The following is a 19090-nucleotide window of genomic DNA, read 5'->3' on the forward strand; positions in this document are numbered from 1 at the left end:
TTCGAAATTACCGATTTTTGTCCCACTCCCTTTTGAATAGTTTCTGTTATTCTTCCAATTCTTCGCTGTATGCAATAATCTGATCAACTGTGTCCGACAGGAATTGAATGGTATCACGGAGTGGTTTATCAGTAGAGATATCCGCGCCAATGATGCGAGCAGATTCAAGAGGCGTTGTGCTTCCGCCGGATTTGAGGAAGTTGAGCCAATCGCGGGCTCCATTTTCAGAATTTTTCAAATGAAGATAACCAGCAGTTGAGATAACGAGACCTGCAGAATAGGTATAACTGTACAGTCCCATGTAATAGTGACTTTGGCGCATCCAAGTAAGTGCAGCATCGTCATCAATTTCCACCGCTTCCCCCCAGAATTCGGTCAGAACTTCTTTCATAATACTGTTCAGTTTAGCAGCACCAAAGGTTTCGCCGGCTTCAATCAGATTGTAAACACGGCGTTGGAAAGCTGCTTCCAGGAGGTGAGTGATGAAGTTATGGAAGTAGGTGTCAGTTAAGCGATGCGCAAGAGCAAAGCGTTTTTGGCGTGGATTGTCAAATTGATGTTCCAAATAGTCGCTAAGTAAGAGTTCGTTGAAGGTAGAAGGAGCTTCTACGTAATAGGTAGACATGTGGGTATTGAAATAGCTTTGACTATTGTCAGAGAAGATGAACTGACCAGAGTGGCCAATTTCATGAATCAGAGTATACACATCACTCATACGGCCTGTCCAGCTCATGAGAACGTACGGGTGCACACGATAAGGGTCAGTTGCATAGCCTCCGGAGTCCTTGCCGGCATTAGCTGCAAAATCCACCCAGCGCTCTTTTTGATAATTGGCAATTTCGCACGTGTATTCTTCTCCAAGTGGAGCAACGGACTTCATTACTAGTTCGTAAGCGTCATCAATAGTGACATCAGGATTAAGTGCGCTGTCCAAGTCCAATTTCCAATCTGCAAAGGTCATTTTTTCAAGACCGTTGATTTTAGCAACGTGTTTGAGAAACTTTTGTGCAACAGGGGCGAATTCTGTCATGATGAGGTCAATTTGCCGGTCAAACATAGAACGGTCTACCTCTTGCTCAGCCAAAAGATAGTCAAAAACAGAGTCATACCCCCGCATATCAGCAATCAGCTTTTCAGATTTCACTTGAGCCAGATAAGCTGCAGCAGCAGTATGTTGATGTTTGCGAAGTCCAGCTGAGAAAGACCGGAAAGACTTTTCACGGACTTGAGCATTTTCGTGATTTTGGTAGAAATTTTCGTAGCTGATAAAGCTATTCTTATAAACTTTTCCGTCTACTTCAAAATCCTCCATGGCAAAATCACCTGCCCTCATTTTGGTGTAAATGTCTTGTGGGCTGTAAAAAACTTCACTGAGATTTGTCAGAGCCTTTTCGACATCGGCACCTAAATAGTGAGCTTTTTGAATTTTTGCTTGACGAATTGCAGCAGTCAAATGCGGTAGTTGTCCGAGACGGTCGAGTACTTTTTCATTGGCATTTACCAAAGCTGCGTCAAAGAAGCTAAGCGCAACGCTGGCTTCTGTTTCAAAATCTGTACCAGCTTGCGCAATCTGTGCAAAGCTTTCATCACTGTAGTCCGTTGTTTGCGGCATAAAGCTGTAGTTGCCAATATGGCTTCTTTGAATGTAGATTTGCTCCAATTCAGCAAAAGCCTTTTCAAAATCCTCAAAAGTATGGAGGTTATCCTTATAATCACGTGTGAATTGGTTAATGTCCTCACGCGTTTTTTCAATCGCCCGCAAGAAATCCTCTCGGTCTTGATAGAGGGCTGTTAAGTCCCACAGCTCCTTTTCTGGAAATTCAGAACGTTGTTTTTGTTCAACCATAAATCTATTTCTCCTTGTCATTAACTTTCTTCTAGTATAGCAGAAAATAAGAATAATAGATAACATTTCAAAAATTCTTGTTAAAAAGCTATTTTAAGGCTTTTTCTTTTGGTGTAAAATATGATAAAATAAAGTTTATACGTGCTTGATACAAAGATGAGGATTTAAAGGCTTATTAGGGACAATCCTTGTTTATTTCAAAAGTACAGCAGATGAATATTGTGAGCGCTTAACGAGATTTGCGACAGGAACTTGTTAAATCGGTATTATTTGGCAAGAGGCTTTGACTTAGCAAGGCATTTAGCGATTAGCGTAAACTTATTAGGTACTAAGTACCAATCAATTTTAATGCTTTGTATCTTGATCTTTGTAGGCAAGACGTATAAAAAAATTAGAAATTGAGTATAAGCTCAACGAGGAATATATATGACAAAGCAAGTATTTAAAACCACTTTTGCTGGCAAAGAATTAGTGGTTGAAACTGGACAAGTGGCGAAGCAAGCGAATGGTAGCGTAGTGGTGCGCTATGGTGAAAGTACCGTTCTGACAGCAGCCGTTATGTCAAAGAAAATGGCGACTGGCGATTTCTTCCCGCTTCAAGTCAATTATGAAGAAAAGATGTACGCAGCTGGGAAATACCCTGGTGGCTTTAACAAGCGCGAAGGACGCCCTTCAACGGACGCGACTTTGACCGCTCGCTTAATCGACCGTCCCATTCGTCCCATGTTTGCGGAAGGTTTCCGCAATGAAGTTCAGGTTATCAATACCGTTCTTTCTTATGATGCGGATGCTTCAGCACCTATGGCAGCTATGTTTGGTTCATCTCTTGCGTTATCAATCTCAGATATTCCTTTTAACGGACCAATTGCTGGTGTACAAGTTGGCTATATTAATGGAGAATTGGTTATCAATCCAAGTCAAGAACAAAAAGAAGCTTCGTTATTGGAATTAACTGTTGCAGGAACTAAAGAAGCGATCAACATGGTAGAGTCTGGTGCCAAAGAATTGTCAGAAGAAATCATGTTGGAAGCTCTTCTCAAAGGGCACGAAGCAGTCAAAGAATTGATTGCCTTCCAAGAAGAAATCGTTGCTGCAGTTGGTAAAGAAAAAGCAGAAGTAGAATTGCTTCATGTGGACACTGAATTACAGGCTGAAATCATCGCAGCCTACAACAGCGACCTCCAAAAAGCGGTTCAAGTGGAAGAAAAATTGGCTCGTGAAGCTGCAACTCAAGCAGTTAAAGACCAAGTAACAGCAGTTTGCGAAGAAAAATATGCAGACCATGAAGAATATGAACGCATCATGCGTGATGTGGCTGAAATCTTGGAACAAATGGAACATGCTGAAGTGCGCCGTTTGATTACAGAAGACAAGGTGCGTCCTGACGGTCGTAAGGTTGATGAAATTCGTCCACTAGATGCTGAAATTGACTACCTACCACGTGTGCATGGTTCTGGTCTCTTTACTCGTGGGCAAACTCAGGCTTTATCTGTTTTGACCTTGGCACCAATGGGCGAAACACAAATCGTTGACGGTTTGGATCCAGAATACAAGAAACGCTTTATGCACCACTACAACTTTCCACAATACTCTGTAGGAGAAACGGGTCGTTATGGTGCACCAGGTCGTCGTGAAATCGGTCATGGAGCACTTGGTGAACGTGCACTTGCGCAAGTTCTCCCTAGTCTAGAAGATTTCCCTTATGCAATCCGTTTGGTAGCAGAAGTTCTTGAGTCAAATGGTTCCTCTTCACAGGCCTCGATTTGTGCTGGGACACTTGCTCTCATGGCCGGTGGGGTACCAATTAAAGCACCTGTAGCCGGAATTGCTATGGGGCTCATTTCAGATGGTAGCAATTACACGATTTTAACAGATATTCAAGGCTTAGAAGATCATTTCGGAGATATGGATTTCAAGGTGGCTGGTACACGTGAAGGAATTACTGCTCTTCAAATGGATATTAAGATTGAAGGAATTACTGCTGAAATCTTGCAAGAAGCATTGGCTCAAGCTAAAAAAGCACGTTTTGAAATTTTAGATTTGATTGAACGTACAATTCCAGCTCCTCGTCCAGAACTCGCTCCAACCGCTCCAAAAATTGATACCATCAAGATTGATGTTGATAAAATTAAGATTGTCATCGGTAAAGGCGGTGAAACGATTGACAAGATTATCGCAGAAACAGGTGTCAAGATTGACATTGACGAAGAAGGAAATGTTGCTATTTACTCTAGCGATCAAGATGCGATTAACCGTGCCAAAGAAATCATTGCAGCTCTTGTGCGTGAAGCAAAAGTAGATGAAGTTTATCATGCCAAAGTGGTTCGGATTGAGAAATTCGGTGCTTTTGTCAATCTCTTTGACAAGACAGATGCCTTGGTGCACATCTCAGAAATGGCTTGGACGCATACTAATAAGGTTGAAGATTTGGTACAACTTGGTGATGAAGTAGATGTCAAAATCATCAAGATTGATGAAAAAGGCCGTATTGATGCCTCTATGAAAGCTCTTCTTCCTCGTTCTCCAAAACCTGAGCATGATGAAAAAGGTGAAAAGTCTGAGCGACCTCACCGTCCACGTCACCATAAGGGCCACAAACCTAAGAAAGAATTTACAGAAACACCAAAAGATTCAGAATAAGAAAAGGAGAAATGTATGGGATGGTGGCGCGAAACCATTGATATTGTAAAAGAAAATGATCCAGCGGCACGCAACAGTTTGGAAGTTTTGCTGACTTATCCAGGTGTCAAGGTCTTAGCTGCCCACCGTCTCTCGCATTTTCTATGGAAGCACGGCTTCAAACTCCTGGCTCGGATGCACAGTCAGTTTTGGCGTTTTTGGACCCAAATCGAGATTCATCCGGGTGCCCAGATTGACTCAGGTGTTTTTATCGACCATGGCTCAGGTCTGGTGATTGGAGAGACAGCGATTGTTGAAAAAGGCGTTCTTCTCTATCACGGAGTGACTCTTGGTGGAACAGGGAAGGATGTTGGCAAACGCCATCCGACTGTGCGTAAAGGAGCTCTCATATCAGCCCATGCCCAAGTCATCGGACCGGTAGAAATCGGTGAAAATGCCAAGGTTGGTGCAGCTGCAGTAGTCGTGGCAGACGTACCTAGTGATGTAACAGTTGTCGGTATTCCGGCTAAGATCGTCCGAGTTCATGGACGGAAGGATGAGCCTATCATCCATGAAGTCGAAGAAAAACGGGAGTACTACGTCAATAAACTCGAGCAGGCTAGAGAAGCCAGCCGCAGATCGTCTGGTTTGTAGAGGATACCTATATGATTCAAGCAAGAAATAAGTTGAGCAAAGAGGAGTTATCTGAGGCGAAAAAACTAATTAACTGTTGCCAAGCCTATGATGGAACTTATCGTGATCCCTATCTTTCTAACATGCTTAATTTTGACCCCAACATGCCCGCCTTTTTCCTTTATTATGAAAAAGGCGAACTTGTTGGTCTATTAACTGTCTATGCTGATGACCAAGATGTGGAAGTGACGATACTGGTTCATCCAAATCATCGCCGTCAGGGAATTGCGCGTGCTTTGTTTACGAGTTTTGAGAAAGAAACGGCTCCTTTCCCTATTCATTCAGTTACTTTTCAGACAGAACGTATTTTTCTAGAGCGTTATCCTGATTTTGTCAGCAACTGGGGATTGGTCGAGGAAGAAGAGACAGAAACCTGGTTAGGTAAGGATAGAAGACCTTATCCGTTAGTAACTGTTTCTAATCTTGAAGTTTTGTTAGCAGATAGTTCGTATCAGGAGCAAATTAGCCAGTTAAAATTTCAGGCATTTTCAGAGGAACATGAATCGAGAGAAGTTGTGGATAGATATGTCGCTGAAGCTCTGAAGGATCCAGAAAGTCGCCTATATATTTTATTAAAAGACGGTCAGGTTATTGGAACTTGCACGGTAGATTTATCGACTGATACGAATTATTTCTACGGTTTAGCAATATCGGAACTTGAACGTGGAAAAGGCTATGGAAGCTACTTAGCTAAATCCCTTGTCAACCAACTGATCGAGCAAAATGATAAGGAATTTCAGATTGCAGTAGAGGACTGCAACGTAGGTGCCAAACGCTTGTATGAAAAAATCGGCTTTGTCAAACAGACACAGGTAGTTTATTTGAATGAGAAAGAGTAGAAAAATGCTATTAGAAGAATTCGAAAATGTACCTGCTGTTATCGAACCAACTGATCGAAGTATTCGTGGTGGTGGAGAAATCTGTGACACGATTATTTTATCTTTTAATGGAGAAATCGTTGAACGAGTAAAGAAGTTTGAAGATGTTTATGAAGGTGGCTATCTAACCAATCTAAATGGCAGACTTCCATGGTATATCTATGAAAAAAATGGGAGTAAGGTAGCCGTTGCTATAGCTACGATTGGAGTCCCGATGTTTGTTGGACTCTTAGAAGAACTCAAAGCAAGAGGATTTAAGAACTTTATTGTTTTGGGTTCTTGCGGAGTTCTAGATCAGTCTATTCAGGCAGATAAGATTATTCTACCAAGTTCAGCTCTACGTGATGAAGGTACAAGTTATCATTACGCTCCTGCAAGTGATGAGATAGCTTATGACGAAACTTTGCTTTTAACCATGGAAGAAGCTTTGAATAAATCTTGCATTGAGCACATTCGAACAAAGGCTTGGACCACAGATGCTTTCTATCGTGAAACAGCCGATAAGGTCAAACGCAGATTAGCAGCAGGTGCGACTGTTGTGGATATGGAAGCCTCAGCAATCATGGCTTGGGCACAATTTCGACAAGCAAAAGTTTATCAATTTTTTTATACGGCTGATTATGTTGACCATCACAATCATGAGTGGGATGCAAGATACGAAGACAGAAAAGCAAATGCTATGACTTTCTTTGAGATAGCATTAGTAATTGCTAGAGAGTTGGATTGAAATGACTCTTTACGATAAACAAGAAACAGAAAGGAGACAGTGAGTGATTAAAATCTATGACACCATGTTCCGTGATTTGCGAGAATTTGTCCCGATTGAGGACGATAAGGTTAAGATGTATGTCTGTGGGCCAACTGTGTACAACTATATCCACGTGGGGAATGCCCGTTCAACAGTAGCCTTTGATACTATTCGTCGCTACTTTGAGTACCGTGGTTATGAGGTTGCCTATATTTCCAACTTTACGGATGTGGATGACAAGATTATCAATCGCGCCAAGGAAGAAGGCATTACGCCTCAGGAGGTTGCGGACAAGTACATCGCTGCCTTTCGTGAGGATGTGACGACGCTGGGGGTTCAACCAGCTACCCAACACCCGCGCGTAGTGGACTACATGATGGACATCATTGATTTTGTACAGGTCTTGGTGGACAAAGGATTTGCCTATGAGTCAGAGGGGGATGTTTACTTTCGGGTTGAAAAGTCCTCTAATTACGCTAAGTTAGCCAATAAAAGTCTAGCAGACTTAGAGCTTGGAGCTTCTGGTCGGACAGATGAGGAGACCACCCGCAAGGAAAATCCAGTGGACTTTGCTCTTTGGAAGGCTGCTAAGCCCGGTGAAATCTTCTGGGACAGCCCATGGGGACCTGGTCGTCCAGGCTGGCATATCGAATGCTCCGTCATGGCGACAGAAATTCTGGGAGATACGATTGATATTCACGGTGGCGGAGCTGATTTAGAATTTCCGCACCATACCAATGAAATCGCTCAATCAGAAGCTAAAACTGGAAAGACTTTTGCCAACTACTGGATGCACAATGGCTTTGTCAATATTGATGATGTCAAGATGTCTAAGTCTCTGGGGAATTTCATTACCGTTCACGATGCCCTTAAAACCATTGACGGACAGGTACTGCGTTTCTTTTTTGCAACTCAGCATTACCGCAAACCTATCAATTTCACAGAAAAAGCCGTCCACGATGCGGAAGTGAATCTAAAATATCTGAAAAATACTTACGAGCAACCCTTTACGGGAACGGTCAATTTGACAGAATTGCAGGTTTTTCTGGATAAATTTACAGCTGCTATGGACGAAGATTTCAATGCAGCAAATGGGATTACAGTTGTTTTTGAACTGGCTAAGTGGATCAATTCTGGTCATTACAGTCAAGAAGTAAAAACAGCTTTTGCTGAGCTTCTGCAAGTTTTTGGTATTGTCTTTACAGCAGAAGTACTGGATGCGGATATTGAAGCCTTGATTGAGCAGCGCCAAGCTGCGCGTGTTGCCAAGGACTTTGCAACAGCTGATAAAATCCGTGATGAATTGGCAGCTAAAGGGATCAAGCTTTTAGATACCAAGGACGGAGTGAGGTGGATCCGTGATTGATGTCAATCTTATAAATGGTATTGCCTTGGCTTTTGAAGGCGATGCTATCTACTCAACTTATATCCGCCGTCACTTGATTTTCCAAGGCTTGACAAAACCGAACCAGCTACACAGAGAAGCAACCAAGTATGTGTCGGCTCGTGCGCAAGCTAACCTCATTTCTCAAATGTTGGAAGAAAAAATTCTGACAGAAAAGGAAGAAGAAATCTACAAGCGCGGGCGCAATGCCAACAGCCATACAAAGGCTAAAAATGCTGATATTGTGACCTATCGCATGTCGACAGGTTTTGAAGCTGTTCTGGGATATTTACACATGACCGATCAAATCAAGCGTTTAGAAGAGCTGATTGATTGGTGTATTGTGAGAGTGGAGGGCGCACAGCATGGTAAAAACTAATCTTTTAGAATGGTTCCCTCAAGGTAGCCTTCAATCCAATCCAAATGCAAACGAAAATGAAGTGGCAATTCCCATTTCAAGTAAGCAATGGTTGTTATTAAAAAAAAGCAGTCTGACAGAGCGAGAGCAAGAACTTATTTCTTTACTGACTGGGAAAGACTCTGCATTTGATGGTGGACCTTGGTATGATTATTTGGTTCATAACCGTGGCAAAATGCCTCAAAACGTTCAAAAGCTACAGTTCGTCCATTGTCATTTATTCCATTATGAAAATGAAACAATTGGGTCTTGGTTGGAAATGATGCGAACCATACTGCCTAATAGAATAGCAGATTTTCAGCTGTCCTCTCAGGATTACATCTTTGTGCTGGATCAAACGCAATTAGTCCCTGTAAAAGATGTTCTCCGTGATACTTTATCGGCTATCGAATATGACTTTAGCTTAACTCTGACAATTCAAATCGGACAGATTTGGACTCGCATTTTTGAGGAAAACTATCCTGAGCTATTTCAAGCAGAGAATACCCTTTTTTCCAAGTGGTGGGAACAGGCTCAGCATTCCAATGTGCATTCTTTTTCTCAACTCTTTTTGTGGGGGATTAGCCAAAACGATTTCATATTGCCAATTTTAACAAAGAAACTTCACCAATTGATTGAAAGTCAGGAACAGCTCATTGATATTATCGCTGCTTTGTGGGAAAATACGGCGGTTGTGACAAAAGCTGCCCAGCAGTTGTATATTCATCGGAACACATTGCAATATCACATTGATAAATGGGAAGAACTGACGGGCTTACAGCTAAAAGACCTGACAGATTTGACCCTGTGTTACCATATTGTCATCAATGATTTAGTGTAATGTTTTGTGCATCCTGCACAAAACATTTTTTTTATTTTGTTCACTTTGCCATAGGATAATGAAGCGTTTTCATATATAATAAAATCATAATAACAAAGGAGTTCCATCTTATGGTAGAATTAAATTTAAAAAACATTTACAAAAAATATCCAAACAGCGAACACTACTCTGTAGAAGATTTCAACTTGAATATTAAAGATAAAGAATTTATCGTTTTCGTAGGACCTTCAGGCTGTGGGAAATCTACTACACTTCGTATGATTGCTGGTCTTGAAGATATTACAGAAGGTGAATGTTCAATTGACGGGCGCGTGGTGAACGACGTAGCGCCAAAAGACCGTGATATTGCTATGGTTTTCCAAAACTATGCTTTGTATCCACATATGACCGTGCACGACAATATGGCTTTTGGTTTGAAGCTTCGTAAATACAGCAAGGATGATATTGAAAAACGTGTAAATGAAGCAGCGGACATTCTTGGTTTGAAAGAATTCTTGGATCGTAAACCAGCTGACCTTTCAGGTGGTCAACGTCAACGTGTAGCCATGGGACGTGCTATTGTTCGTGATGCAAAAGTATTCCTTATGGACGAACCACTTTCTAACTTGGATGCGAAATTGCGGGTATCTATGCGTGCAGAAATCGCTAAAATCCACCGTCGTATTGGGGCAACCACTATCTATGTTACCCATGACCAAACAGAAGCAATGACTTTGGCTGATCGTATCGTTATCATGTCTGCAACAAAGAATCCTTCAGGAACGGGGACAATTGGACGTATAGAACAAATCGGTACCCCACAAGAAGTTTACAAAAACCCAGTCAATAAATTTGTTGCAGGCTTTATCGGAAGCCCAGCGATGAACTTCATCAATGTAACTTTGAAAGGTGATGAAATTGTAGCACAAGACCTTTCTCTGAAAGTACCAGAAGGTGCCTTGAAGGTACTTCGTGAAAAAGGCTATGAAGGCAAGAAACTCATTTTTGGTATTCGTCCAGAAGACATCAATACAGAAGCTGCTTTCCTTGAAACCTTCCCAGATTCAGTTGTACATGCTAAAATTTCTGTATCTGAATTGCTTGGTTCTGAATCTCACTTGTATTGCCAAATTGCAGATAATGAATTTATTGCCAAAGTAGACGCTCGTGATTACCTCAAAGCTGGAGCAGGTATTGACCTTGGCTTTGACTTGAACAAAGCACACTTCTTTGATCCAGAAACAGAAAAGACAGTTTACTAATTTACAACGCCTCTAGAATAAATTAATAAGAAAATGCAGGATGCCTTGTTTGATGCAAGACTCCTGCGTTTTTTTTATAGAAGTTAACTATAAGGTGATTTATAAATAAGAAGAAGCATTTTAAATTTTATGTTATACTAAAGTTATGGAAAATAACGATATTGTTTACGGCGTACATACTGTGACGGAAGCTCTCATGACCAATACTGGAAATAAACTCTATATTCAAGATGACCTACGTGGAAAAAATGTTGCTAAGATGAAAGATTTGGCAGCAGAAAAAAAGGTTTCCATTTCTTGGACTAGTAAAAAAACACTACAGGAAATGACAGACGGTGCCGTTCATCAAGGTTTTGTCTTGCGTGTTTCAGAATTTGCTTATACGGATTTTGAGGCGATGTTGAAAATGGCAACTCAGGAAGACAATCCTCTCTTGCTCATTTTAGATGGTCTAACAGATCCGCATAATTTAGGCTCTATTTTACGGACGGCTGATGCGACAAATGTTACAGGTGTCATTATTCCTAAGCATCGAGCGGTTGGTGTCACGCCGGTCGTCGCCAAGACCTCTACTGGTGCGGTGGAGCATATTCCTATTGCTCGTGTGACCAATCTTAGCCAAGCTCTGGATAAACTAAAACATGCAGGTTTTTGGATTTTTGGCACAGATATGAATGGCACCCCTTCGACTAAGTGGAATACGGCAGGTAAACTGGCTCTGATTATCGGCAATGAAGGCAAGGGCATTTCTGCTAATATTAAAAAGCGAGTTGATGAAATGCTTACCATTCCTATGAATGGACATGTGCAGAGCCTTAATGCTAGTGTGGCGGCGGCTATTCTCATGTATGAAGTATTTAGAAATCGCCTATGAAACGGAAAATTTTATTAGTAGATGGCTATAATATGGTGGCTTTTTGGCAAGAGACTCGTTCTCTCTTTAACAAAGGGGAATTAGATGCAGCACGAACCATTCTGCTTAACAAACTCAGTAATTACGCCAGTTTTGAACAGTTGGAAATTATCTGTGTGTTTGATGCGCAGTATATGCCGGGAGTTCGCCAGACTTATGATGAATTCAATGTTACGGTTGTGTTCACTGAGGAAGAAGAAACAGCAGACGATTACATTGAGCGTTTGGCAACTGATCTCAACAATCCTAGAAATCAGGTATCTGTGGCAACGAGCGACTTAAATGAGCAGTGGACTGTCTTTAAGGGGCTTTGCGTGTTTCGACTCGTGAACTAGAAAAGCGAGTAGCTGTTACAAAGTCAAATCTCAATCAAATGAGCCAACAGCTTAAAATGGGAAAACCACCTTTGCGTCCTATGGACAATCCAACCTTGCGCGATTTACAGAAAATGATGGAGAAAAAGAAAGATGACTTTTAAAATTGTAACTGATTCAACCACAGATCTTCCAGAAAGCTGGGCTTTGAAAAATGATGTTCAAATCCTTGGTTTGACTATTCAGTTGGACGGGACAACTTATGAAACGGTCGGGGATAAGAAACTGACGAGTGAGCAGCTCCTCTCTAAAATGGAAGCAGGGAGCCAACCAACAACCAGCCAAATCAATGTCGGTCAGTTTGAAGATATCTTTCGTCGCTATGCTGAGGTCGGCATGCCAGTTCTTTATATTGCGTTTGCTTCAGTCTTGTCAGGAACTTACCAAAGTGCGGTTATGGCACGGGATATGGTTTTGGAAGATTTTCCAAAAGCAGTTATCCGGATTATTGATACCAAGGCGGCATCTATGGGAGAAGGTATTCTGGTGATGAAAGCGGTGGAAGCGAAAGCTGCCGGTCAAAGTTTGGAACAAGTAGTAGCCTTAATAAAATCTTTAGTTCCAAAAGTGAAAACGTATTTTCTAGTAGATGACCTAAATCATCTTATGCGTGGTGGACGAATTTCAAAGACCGCAGCTCTCATGGGAAGTTTAGTCAATATTAAGCCAGTCATTGCAGTTAAGGGAGATGGAAGGCTAGATTCTGTGGCTAAAGTCCGTGGGAAGAAAAAGGCTCAGACTGAGGTGGTGCGCATGACCTTGGAAGATATTGCCGATCCGCGCGTGGTAATTGCCTATGCAGGAGCAGACAGCCAAGAGGTGGCTCAAGTCTTAAAAAATCAGCTTCTTGCCTCTGAGCAAGTCAATGAAGTTTTAATTTTACCATTAGGACCAGTCATTTCCACTCACACGGGTCCTGGAACTTTGGGGCTATTCAGTATTGCCCATGAAAATCAAGATTAAGCGAAATGAAACCGTTCTTTCATAAATAATTTATCAAATATATTGACTTTTACCCCTAAAATTTGGTATGATAGTAAACGGTATTGTTTACCCCATTTGTAAGGCCCCGGAACCTTCCAAATAACTTGCGGACCGGAACATCCGCCTTGTAAACAAAAACGATATTCATATAGGAGAAATCATGAACAAAACAACATACATGGCTAAGCCAGGTGAAGTTGAACGTAAATGGTATGTAGTAGACGCTACTGATGTACCTCTTGGACGCCTTTCTGCTGTTGTAGCAAGCGTACTTCGTGGAAAAAATAAACCAACTTTCACACCTCATACTGATACAGGTGACTTTGTGATCGTTATCAATGCTGAAAAAGTAAAATTAACTGGTAAAAAGGCAACTGATAAAGTTTACTACACTCACTCAATGTACCCAGGTGGATTGAAATCAATCACTGCTGGTGAACTCCGTTCTAAGAACGCTGTTCGTTTGATCGAAAAATCAGTTAAAGGTATGCTTCCACATAATACTCTTGGCCGTGCTCAAGGTATGAAATTGAAAGTATTTGTAGGCGCTGAACACACGCACGCTGCACAACAACCAGAAGTTCTTGATATTTCAGGACTTATCTAAGGAAAGGAACAAATAAGCTATGTCACAAGCACAATATGCAGGTACTGGACGTCGTAAAAACGCTGTTGCACGCGTTCGCCTTGTTCCAGGAACTGGTAAAATTACCGTAAACAAAAAAGATGTTGAAGAATATATCCCACACGCGGATCTTCGCCTTGTCATCAACCAACCATTCGCAGTTACTTCAACTGTTGGTCAATACGATGTTCTCGTAAACGTTCTCGGTGGTGGCTACGCTGGTCAAGCAGGAGCTATCCGTCACGGTATCGCTCGTGCCCTTCTTCAAGTAGACCCAGACTTCCGCGACTCACTCAAACGCGCTGGTCTTCTTACACGTGATGCCCGTATGGTAGAACGTAAGAAACCAGGTCTTAAGAAAGCTCGTAAAGCTAGCCAGTTCTCTAAACGTTAAGAACCGCTTTACAACAACGATTACAAGCATTTTGCAAGTCTCTTGCAAGGTGCTTTTTTTAGTTGATTTTTGCTTTTGATACCTTTTTTGATACCGTTTTGGAAAAACTTTTACATCTTTTTTGATTATATTCTTATCTTTGAATAGTTTATATAATTGACGTATACTTCCTGTTTATGTTAAACTTTGAGAGTGTAATGACAGGAAAATCAGGTTGGGATTCATTCCTAACAGGCTTCGATGCTGTCCTTGGAGAAAATTCTTCTAAAAAATCGGGATTGCGATGCAAATCGCCCGCATTACTCTACTCTAGACTTACTGTCTGGAGTTTTTTGTATTGTTTTTTAGATAACTCGCAAATTGTTTGATGGATCTATCTTCTCCGTTAGCTGTTGAATGGCTGTAGGTGTCTAAAGTCATTTGACTACTTGCATGCCCTAACCTTTTGGCAGTGTTGACAGGGTCGACTCCGATTTCAATCATCAAGGTAGCATGAGTATGTCTGAAGCCGTGAGGACTGATTTTCCTTAAGCCATGTTTTCGAATAATCCTTGAAAGTACATTGTTGATATAGTCTGCATGTAGTGGCTCTATTGAGCCTGTACGTGTGCAGTAAGTGAAGATAAAATCTTGCTCGATAGAAAGAGGTGCGACTGCTAGTTGTGCCTTTTCTTTTTGGCAATTTGACTTCCATTCTTGCAGAATAGAGATAGTTTCGCTATCTAGCTTAATCTTTCGAACTGAAAAATTGTTTTTAGTGCCTTTTTCGACTGCCTGACCGTCTAATCGTCCTAGGCTCTTGCTTATGCTGAGAGCCTCGCTCTGAAAGTCTATATCAGCCCATTTAAGAGCGTACAGCTCGCCTTTCCTTAAGCCGCTATAGGCTAGTAATCTAAAGAGTGCATAATGCTTATAAGGCTCTTCCTGAAGGACAATGTTTAGGAACTCTTGTAGTTCTTGAACCGTCCAATAATTTTCTGTCCGTATCTTCTTCCTCTTTGGCATAATGATTTCTGTCATAGGATTATGCTTAAGCAATTTCATCTTAATCGCAAAGTCAAAGACTTTACCAGTGTAAGACTTGATTTGCTTGATATTCTTGAAAGTCTTTGCTTTTTCCGTGATAAAGTTCTGGCAGCCTAAAGGGGAGATTTTACTGATAGGTAATTCTCCCATGACTGGCAGAATGTGCAACCTAAACATATCAAGAGTACGTGAAGCCGTTGTCGGCTCTACCGTATCTTGATAGGCTTGATACCATTTTTCAAAAATCTCGCTATAAGATTTTTGAGATGGCTTGATGAACTCTTCCAACTTTCCTGAAGCCTTAAGATAAATGAGCCTAGCTTCGTAGTCTTTGGCTTCCTTTCGAGTACGAAAGCCACGTTTGATATGGTCTGCACGTTGACCGTCTCTAGTCATATAGACCTTGACAAAATACAAATAGCCATTTTTGGCTTTTTTACTTGGGTATTTGTGAATGGACATTGTAATTTCTCCTTTATTTTTCTAAGGTTTCGGAGCTTGTAAAATAAGGAAATTACGAGTTGTCACGATTATTTTTTATGTTTTTTAGCTATTCTTTGCTTGTATTCATCGGTCTCTATCCATGCCTGCCATACGTAGTGATAATCTGATTTTTCATCTCCGCTATGGTTAATTGTATAAGGAAATTCTTCGGCAACTTCTCTTATCCTTTGTTTGAGTGCATGAATTATATTAGGTTCAATGCCTTCAAAAATTTCATCAATTTTTTTTTCAAGTGTTGGAGTGGATAGAAGCATTGTTTTTACAAAGCTAACATCATCTTTGAAGGGGGTCCACTCGGTTACTTTGTATAAGTTAGTTTTCCCTTGAGCTACTCTAAAAAAACTCTGTAATAGAGGTTCATCACCTGGATTTATCAAGTTAGGCTCTTTTTCATCTCCTAATAGATATCCAACTGATACTCCAAAATATTTTGCAAGAATAACTGCGTTGTTTTTCTTGGGGTTACGCACACCTTGGTTATAGCTTGTTAATGTTGGGTAGGCTATTCCAGTTTCTTCGCTAATTTTTTTTAGTGTTTTACCGCTTAAAGCGACTAGATATGGGATTCGTGTATTCATTTTCTCTCCTTTTGTATCTAAAATAACACAAATAACACAAAAAAACAAATTATGATACAAAAATCATTGACAAAAATGCAAAAGTATTTTAAAATGTATTTTGTATTTAAATAATGCAAAAACAAATGCTTTCGGAGTTTGTAAAAAAGGAAAGGGGTCAACTATGGCTTACACACTAGAAGAACAAGAAACGTTTGTCCGATTTGACGCACTGGATAAACAATGGACGATTGAAACAAATTATTCTCCACACATTCAAAAAGTGCTAAAACTTCCTGAAGCCTATGGAGTGTTAAACACTGAGGAAGAAGATGGCAGAACGATTTGGCTAACTGCCATTATGAAGATTGGTGAGGATTTTTCAATCAACGTATTTCCTAAGAAAAAACGCAAGATGACCGAAGAACAACGTCAAGAACTTGCTGAACGTATGAAACAAGCAAGAGCAATCCTTGAAAAATAGGAGTGCCACTCGGTCTGAAATACTAGATAGGTATATTTATCCTATGGAACTATTTTAGATTGAACTATTCCCAGAAAATAGGCAATGAAAATAGTTTAAAAATGATTTTAACAAAAAGGAGAATCTGCAAATGACAGAAGGATTTACGATACAACTTCCAAAAGTAACCGAAAAGAAGTTACTGGCTCGCTATGATAACATGCTCCAAAAGGCAATAGAAAAAGCCCTTGAAGATAAGGAACTCTATAAGCCTATGGTTCGTATGGCTGGCTTGTGCCGTTGGCTAGATGTTTCAACGACGACTATTGTCAAATGGCAGAAGGAAGGCATGCCACATATGGTTATTGACGGAGTGACCTTGTACGACAAGCACAAGGTCGCTCAGTGGTTAGAACAGTTTGAGAGGTAAGAGCTATGGACTATGATAACGAAAATTACTTAATACCTAAAATTTTATTACAAGATGATTTTTACAGTAGCTTGTCTGCTACAGACTTGTTTGTCTATGCTGTCCTAAAAGACAAGCAGATAGAAGCACCTGAAAAAGGTTGGATAGATGTTGATGGGAGTGTCTATCTAAATTTTAAATTAAACGAGTTAGCCAAGATGTTTTCTTGTAGTAGAACTACAATGATAACTATTATGCGACGATTGGAAGAAGTCAATCTGATTGAACGTGAAAGAGTAGATATTTATTATGGTCACAGTTTGCCCTATAAAATATATATCAACGAGGTATGAAAAATGATAAAGATTTATTTTGGGAAAGATAATGCACTTAATCAAGCTATCCAATCACGATTGGACAGCTATCATCTTGATTATCAAGCATTTTCAAGCAAAGATATAGATACTAAAACACTGATGGAATGGCTTTTTAGGTCAACTGATATCTTTGAACTACTAAGCACTAAGATGTTGAAGTATAAGTTGAATACACAAATTACCCTTAGTCAATTTGTTCGAAAGATTTTGAAAGATGTTGATAGTTCCCTAAAGCTTCCCATTGTTGTAACAGAAGAGGTTATCTATTCAAACATGTCTCCTGAGTATGTGACGGTACTTTTGCCGAAAGAATATCGAAAAATCGAAAGAATTCAACTGATGAGAAAGATGGATCAGTTAGATGAAGGTCGGACATTCTGGAGAAATTTTGAAATACTCCGCAAACAATCTGAACTACGTTGGTTTGAATTGAATGAGTTGTTGTTTGCTGACGAGTCAGATGATTTAGGAGAAATCAAAAAAACTAAAGACCGTTTCTTTAGCTACAAGAAAAATAAACAGGTGCCACCTGATGAGATTATTGAAAAAATCCTCAAAATATTTTTAGTTGACCGAGAAGACTTTTTTAAAAAATCTCCTTCAGATTTACAAAATTTCTAGTCAAAAATATTTATGAAAACAGTTGTGAAAATATTATGAAAATAGATTTTAGGGGTCAGATTTTGAGGTGCTACGAAAAATTTATAACAGGGCGCCCTCTAACAGCCCGCTATGTGCACATCTGATGTGCATTTACTACACCCGTTTTTTGGCAAGTTTGGCTGGAGCAAAATGAAAATGGTCCGACGAAGTCGGCTCGGGGTTGCTCCCCCGAGAATGTCATTTTACGTAGGCCTTTACGCAGTCAAAAAAATTGGCGCCGATAGGCGACCTCTACAAGAAAGGAGGTTGATTTGGAATTAAAAGTTAGCTTAGACAACATCACTATTACAGCTTATATCAAACCTATCAAACTCCTTGATCTCAAAAGTTTGATAGAAAGTCATATAGCCATTATCGTCCAGACTGCTATGACTGATATGTTCAGAGCTTACACAAAGGATAGAGGTCAAGTTGTGCTCCACATGGAATATGACAAAATAAAAGGACAAGCCTTTAATGCTCGCCCTTTCCGTTTGGAGTTCAACCCTAATAAACTCCGTTCAGTAGATACTGAAATTATAGACACTATTATACCATATCTTGAAGATATTTCAATATCTCGTGCTGACTTAGCTTTTGATTTGTTTGAGGTTGATTGTAGTGAGTTTGTGCTAGAGAAAAAAGGGCGCCCCACTGCGACCAAAGAATTTCGTTCAGATACTGGAAAACTAGAAACGAAGTATTTAGGTGCTTCTCGCTCGGAAAAACAGGTTAGGCTGTATAACAAGAAAAAAGAGCAACTAGAAAATGGGACTGACAAAGAAAAGGAATTTGCAAGTCAATTTAAGCATTGGTGGCGCTTAGAATTTCAGCTTCGGAGTCGCTCGGTTGAAGAAATATTCGAGGTCATTGACTCTATTATCTTTAAACCTTTTATGTTTGATGATTTACCAGTTGAAACTCAGATATATTTAGTCGCATATACACGCAATAAAAATGTTTGGCAAAAATTACATAGAAATACAAGAACTAAATATAAAAAGATTTTAGAAACCTATAAAACATCTGATATTGACTATCTGAAATTGATGAAAGATTTATTAAAACATGAACGACCAATATTAGAAAAACAGCTTGCCTATTATGGGGGAAGAGAAACAAAAATAGCTTTCAACCATTTGGTTGAAAATCCAGTATTAACAAGGAGTTATGAG

Annotated in this window: 19 protein-coding genes and 2 pseudogenes; 18 read left to right on the plus strand and 3 right to left on the minus strand. The window is 40.2% G+C overall.

The window, feature by feature from the left end; translation table 11 throughout:
* Nucleotides 1–46: 46 nt before the first annotated feature.
* Nucleotides 47–1846: an oligoendopeptidase F gene (pepF, locus tag HMPREF2876_RS07700; RefSeq protein WP_024052743.1), complete on the minus strand. Its 1800-nt coding sequence runs from the start codon at nt 1844–1846 to the stop codon at nt 47–49.
* A 426-nt stretch (nt 1847–2272) separates the two neighbouring features.
* Here pepF and pnp point away from each other — a divergent pair, with 426 nt between their 5' ends.
* From pnp to rpsI, 13 genes and pseudogenes are all read left to right on the plus strand, one after another.
* The gene (gene pnp, locus HMPREF2876_RS07705) at nt 2273–4486 is read left to right on the plus strand and encodes a polyribonucleotide nucleotidyltransferase (protein WP_070241994.1); all 2214 of its coding nucleotides are present in this window, start codon (nt 2273–2275) and stop codon (nt 4484–4486) included.
* A gap of 15 nt (nt 4487–4501) precedes the next feature.
* Nucleotides 4502–5119: a serine O-acetyltransferase gene (cysE, locus tag HMPREF2876_RS07710; RefSeq protein WP_024052741.1), complete on the plus strand. Its 618-nt coding sequence runs from the start codon at nt 4502–4504 to the stop codon at nt 5117–5119.
* 11 nt (nt 5120–5130) lie between these two features.
* The gene (locus HMPREF2876_RS07715; protein WP_024052740.1) at nt 5131–5997 is read left to right on the plus strand and encodes a GNAT family N-acetyltransferase; all 867 of its coding nucleotides are present in this window, start codon (nt 5131–5133) and stop codon (nt 5995–5997) included.
* Between the two features lie 4 nt (nt 5998–6001).
* Entirely contained in the window at nt 6002–6763 is a 762-nt protein-coding gene (locus tag HMPREF2876_RS07720; RefSeq protein WP_070584607.1) for a nucleoside phosphorylase, read from the plus strand.
* A gap of 43 nt (nt 6764–6806) precedes the next feature.
* Nucleotides 6807–8150 (plus strand): cysteine--tRNA ligase, encoded by a 1344-nt coding sequence (gene cysS / locus HMPREF2876_RS07725; protein ID WP_024052738.1) that lies wholly within the window; start codon nt 6807–6809, stop codon nt 8148–8150.
* Nucleotides 8143–8547, plus strand: coding sequence for a Mini-ribonuclease 3 (locus HMPREF2876_RS07730; protein ID WP_024052737.1), 405 nt, complete (start codon nt 8143–8145; stop codon nt 8545–8547). Before cysS ends, HMPREF2876_RS07730 begins: the two co-directional genes overlap by 8 nt.
* Nucleotides 8534–9406, plus strand: coding sequence for a helix-turn-helix domain-containing protein (locus HMPREF2876_RS07735; protein ID WP_024052736.1), 873 nt, complete (start codon nt 8534–8536; stop codon nt 9404–9406). The genes HMPREF2876_RS07730 and HMPREF2876_RS07735 overlap by 14 nt, the downstream gene beginning before the upstream one ends.
* Before the next feature lie 110 nt (nt 9407–9516).
* On the plus strand, nt 9517–10647 hold the full coding sequence (locus HMPREF2876_RS07740; RefSeq protein ID WP_003026236.1) for an ABC transporter ATP-binding protein: 1131 nt from the start codon (nt 9517–9519) through the stop codon (nt 10645–10647).
* Nucleotides 10648–10792: 145 nt separating this feature from the next.
* Entirely contained in the window at nt 10793–11521 is a 729-nt protein-coding gene (gene rlmB / locus HMPREF2876_RS07745) for a 23S rRNA (guanosine(2251)-2'-O)-methyltransferase RlmB (RefSeq protein WP_070584609.1), read from the plus strand.
* A pseudogene (locus tag HMPREF2876_RS07750) lies at nt 11518–12038 on the plus strand (NYN domain-containing protein). The gene rlmB and the pseudogene HMPREF2876_RS07750 overlap by 4 nt, the downstream one beginning before the upstream one ends.
* On the plus strand, nt 12028–12897 hold the full coding sequence (locus tag HMPREF2876_RS07755) for a DegV family protein (RefSeq protein WP_070241991.1): 870 nt from the start codon (nt 12028–12030) through the stop codon (nt 12895–12897). The pseudogene HMPREF2876_RS07750 and the gene HMPREF2876_RS07755 overlap by 11 nt, the downstream one beginning before the upstream one ends.
* Before the next feature lie 181 nt (nt 12898–13078).
* A complete protein-coding gene (gene rplM, locus HMPREF2876_RS07760) occupies nt 13079–13525 on the plus strand; it encodes a 50S ribosomal protein L13 (protein WP_003026230.1) in 447 nt (148 codons plus the stop codon).
* A gap of 19 nt (nt 13526–13544) precedes the next feature.
* Nucleotides 13545–13937: a 30S ribosomal protein S9 gene (gene rpsI / locus HMPREF2876_RS07765; protein ID WP_003035124.1), complete on the plus strand. Its 393-nt coding sequence runs from the start codon at nt 13545–13547 to the stop codon at nt 13935–13937.
* A 315-nt stretch (nt 13938–14252) separates the two neighbouring features.
* Here rpsI and HMPREF2876_RS07770 read toward each other — a convergent pair whose 3' ends face one another.
* Together HMPREF2876_RS07770 and HMPREF2876_RS07775 are read right to left on the minus strand one after the other, a co-directional pair.
* Nucleotides 14253–15425 carry a tyrosine-type recombinase/integrase gene (locus HMPREF2876_RS07770; protein ID WP_070584612.1) on the minus strand — a complete coding sequence of 391 codons (1173 nt, stop codon included), beginning with the start codon at nt 15423–15425 and terminating at the stop codon, nt 14253–14255.
* Between the two features lie 68 nt (nt 15426–15493).
* Nucleotides 15494–16045 carry a helix-turn-helix domain-containing protein gene (locus tag HMPREF2876_RS07775; protein ID WP_070584614.1) on the minus strand — a complete coding sequence of 184 codons (552 nt, stop codon included), beginning with the start codon at nt 16043–16045 and terminating at the stop codon, nt 15494–15496.
* Nucleotides 16046–16208: 163 nt separating this feature from the next.
* Between HMPREF2876_RS07775 and HMPREF2876_RS07780 the strand changes: the two genes are divergently transcribed.
* The 5 genes and pseudogenes from HMPREF2876_RS07780 (at nt 16209) to HMPREF2876_RS07800 (ending at nt 19062) form a co-directional block, all read left to right on the plus strand.
* Nucleotides 16209–16508 carry a hypothetical protein gene (locus HMPREF2876_RS07780; protein WP_070584616.1) on the plus strand — a complete coding sequence of 100 codons (300 nt, stop codon included), beginning with the start codon at nt 16209–16211 and terminating at the stop codon, nt 16506–16508.
* A 130-nt stretch (nt 16509–16638) separates the two neighbouring features.
* Nucleotides 16639–16917, plus strand: a complete 279-nt coding sequence (locus HMPREF2876_RS07785; RefSeq protein ID WP_070584618.1) for a DNA-binding protein — start codon at nt 16639–16641, stop codon at nt 16915–16917.
* A gap of 5 nt (nt 16918–16922) precedes the next feature.
* A complete protein-coding gene (locus tag HMPREF2876_RS07790) occupies nt 16923–17249 on the plus strand; it encodes a replication initiator protein A (protein ID WP_059221485.1) in 327 nt (108 codons plus the stop codon).
* A gap of 3 nt (nt 17250–17252) precedes the next feature.
* A complete protein-coding gene (locus HMPREF2876_RS07795; RefSeq protein WP_003070636.1) occupies nt 17253–17894 on the plus strand; it encodes a hypothetical protein in 642 nt (213 codons plus the stop codon).
* Nucleotides 17895–18187: 293 nt separating this feature from the next.
* Nucleotides 18188–19062, plus strand: a pseudogene (locus HMPREF2876_RS07800) (replication initiation protein).
* Nucleotides 19063–19090: the final 28 nt, after the last annotated feature.

The organism is Streptococcus sp. HMSC073A12, from assembly GCF_001812815.1.
In the GTDB taxonomy this organism is placed as follows: domain Bacteria; phylum Bacillota; class Bacilli; order Lactobacillales; family Streptococcaceae; genus Streptococcus; species Streptococcus vaginalis.

Coding starts and splice junctions, on each gene's coding strand:
- HMPREF2876_RS07755 (WP_070241991.1), top strand. CDS start 12,028: ATGACTTTTAAAATTGTAACTGATTCAACCACAGATCTTCCAGAAAGC.
- HMPREF2876_RS07790 (WP_059221485.1), top strand. CDS start 16,923: ATGGACTATGATAACGAAAATTACTTAATACCTAAAATTTTATTACAA.
- HMPREF2876_RS07775 (WP_070584614.1), bottom strand. CDS start 16,045: ATGAATACACGAATCCCATATCTAGTCGCTTTAAGCGGTAAAACACTA.
- pepF (WP_024052743.1), bottom strand. CDS start 1,846: ATGGTTGAACAAAAACAACGTTCTGAATTTCCAGAAAAGGAGCTGTGG.
- HMPREF2876_RS07720 (WP_070584607.1), top strand. CDS start 6,002: ATGCTATTAGAAGAATTCGAAAATGTACCTGCTGTTATCGAACCAACT.
- pnp (WP_070241994.1), top strand. CDS start 2,273: ATGACAAAGCAAGTATTTAAAACCACTTTTGCTGGCAAAGAATTAGTG.
- HMPREF2876_RS07785 (WP_070584618.1), top strand. CDS start 16,639: ATGACAGAAGGATTTACGATACAACTTCCAAAAGTAACCGAAAAGAAG.
- HMPREF2876_RS07740 (WP_003026236.1), top strand. CDS start 9,517: ATGGTAGAATTAAATTTAAAAAACATTTACAAAAAATATCCAAACAGC.
- cysE (WP_024052741.1), top strand. CDS start 4,502: ATGGGATGGTGGCGCGAAACCATTGATATTGTAAAAGAAAATGATCCA.
- rplM (WP_003026230.1), top strand. CDS start 13,079: ATGAACAAAACAACATACATGGCTAAGCCAGGTGAAGTTGAACGTAAA.
- HMPREF2876_RS07770 (WP_070584612.1), bottom strand. CDS start 15,425: ATGTCCATTCACAAATACCCAAGTAAAAAAGCCAAAAATGGCTATTTG.
- HMPREF2876_RS07715 (WP_024052740.1), top strand. CDS start 5,131: ATGATTCAAGCAAGAAATAAGTTGAGCAAAGAGGAGTTATCTGAGGCG.
- HMPREF2876_RS07795 (WP_003070636.1), top strand. CDS start 17,253: ATGATAAAGATTTATTTTGGGAAAGATAATGCACTTAATCAAGCTATC.
- rpsI (WP_003035124.1), top strand. CDS start 13,545: ATGTCACAAGCACAATATGCAGGTACTGGACGTCGTAAAAACGCTGTT.
- rlmB (WP_070584609.1), top strand. CDS start 10,793: ATGGAAAATAACGATATTGTTTACGGCGTACATACTGTGACGGAAGCT.
- HMPREF2876_RS07735 (WP_024052736.1), top strand. CDS start 8,534: ATGGTAAAAACTAATCTTTTAGAATGGTTCCCTCAAGGTAGCCTTCAA.
- HMPREF2876_RS07780 (WP_070584616.1), top strand. CDS start 16,209: ATGGCTTACACACTAGAAGAACAAGAAACGTTTGTCCGATTTGACGCA.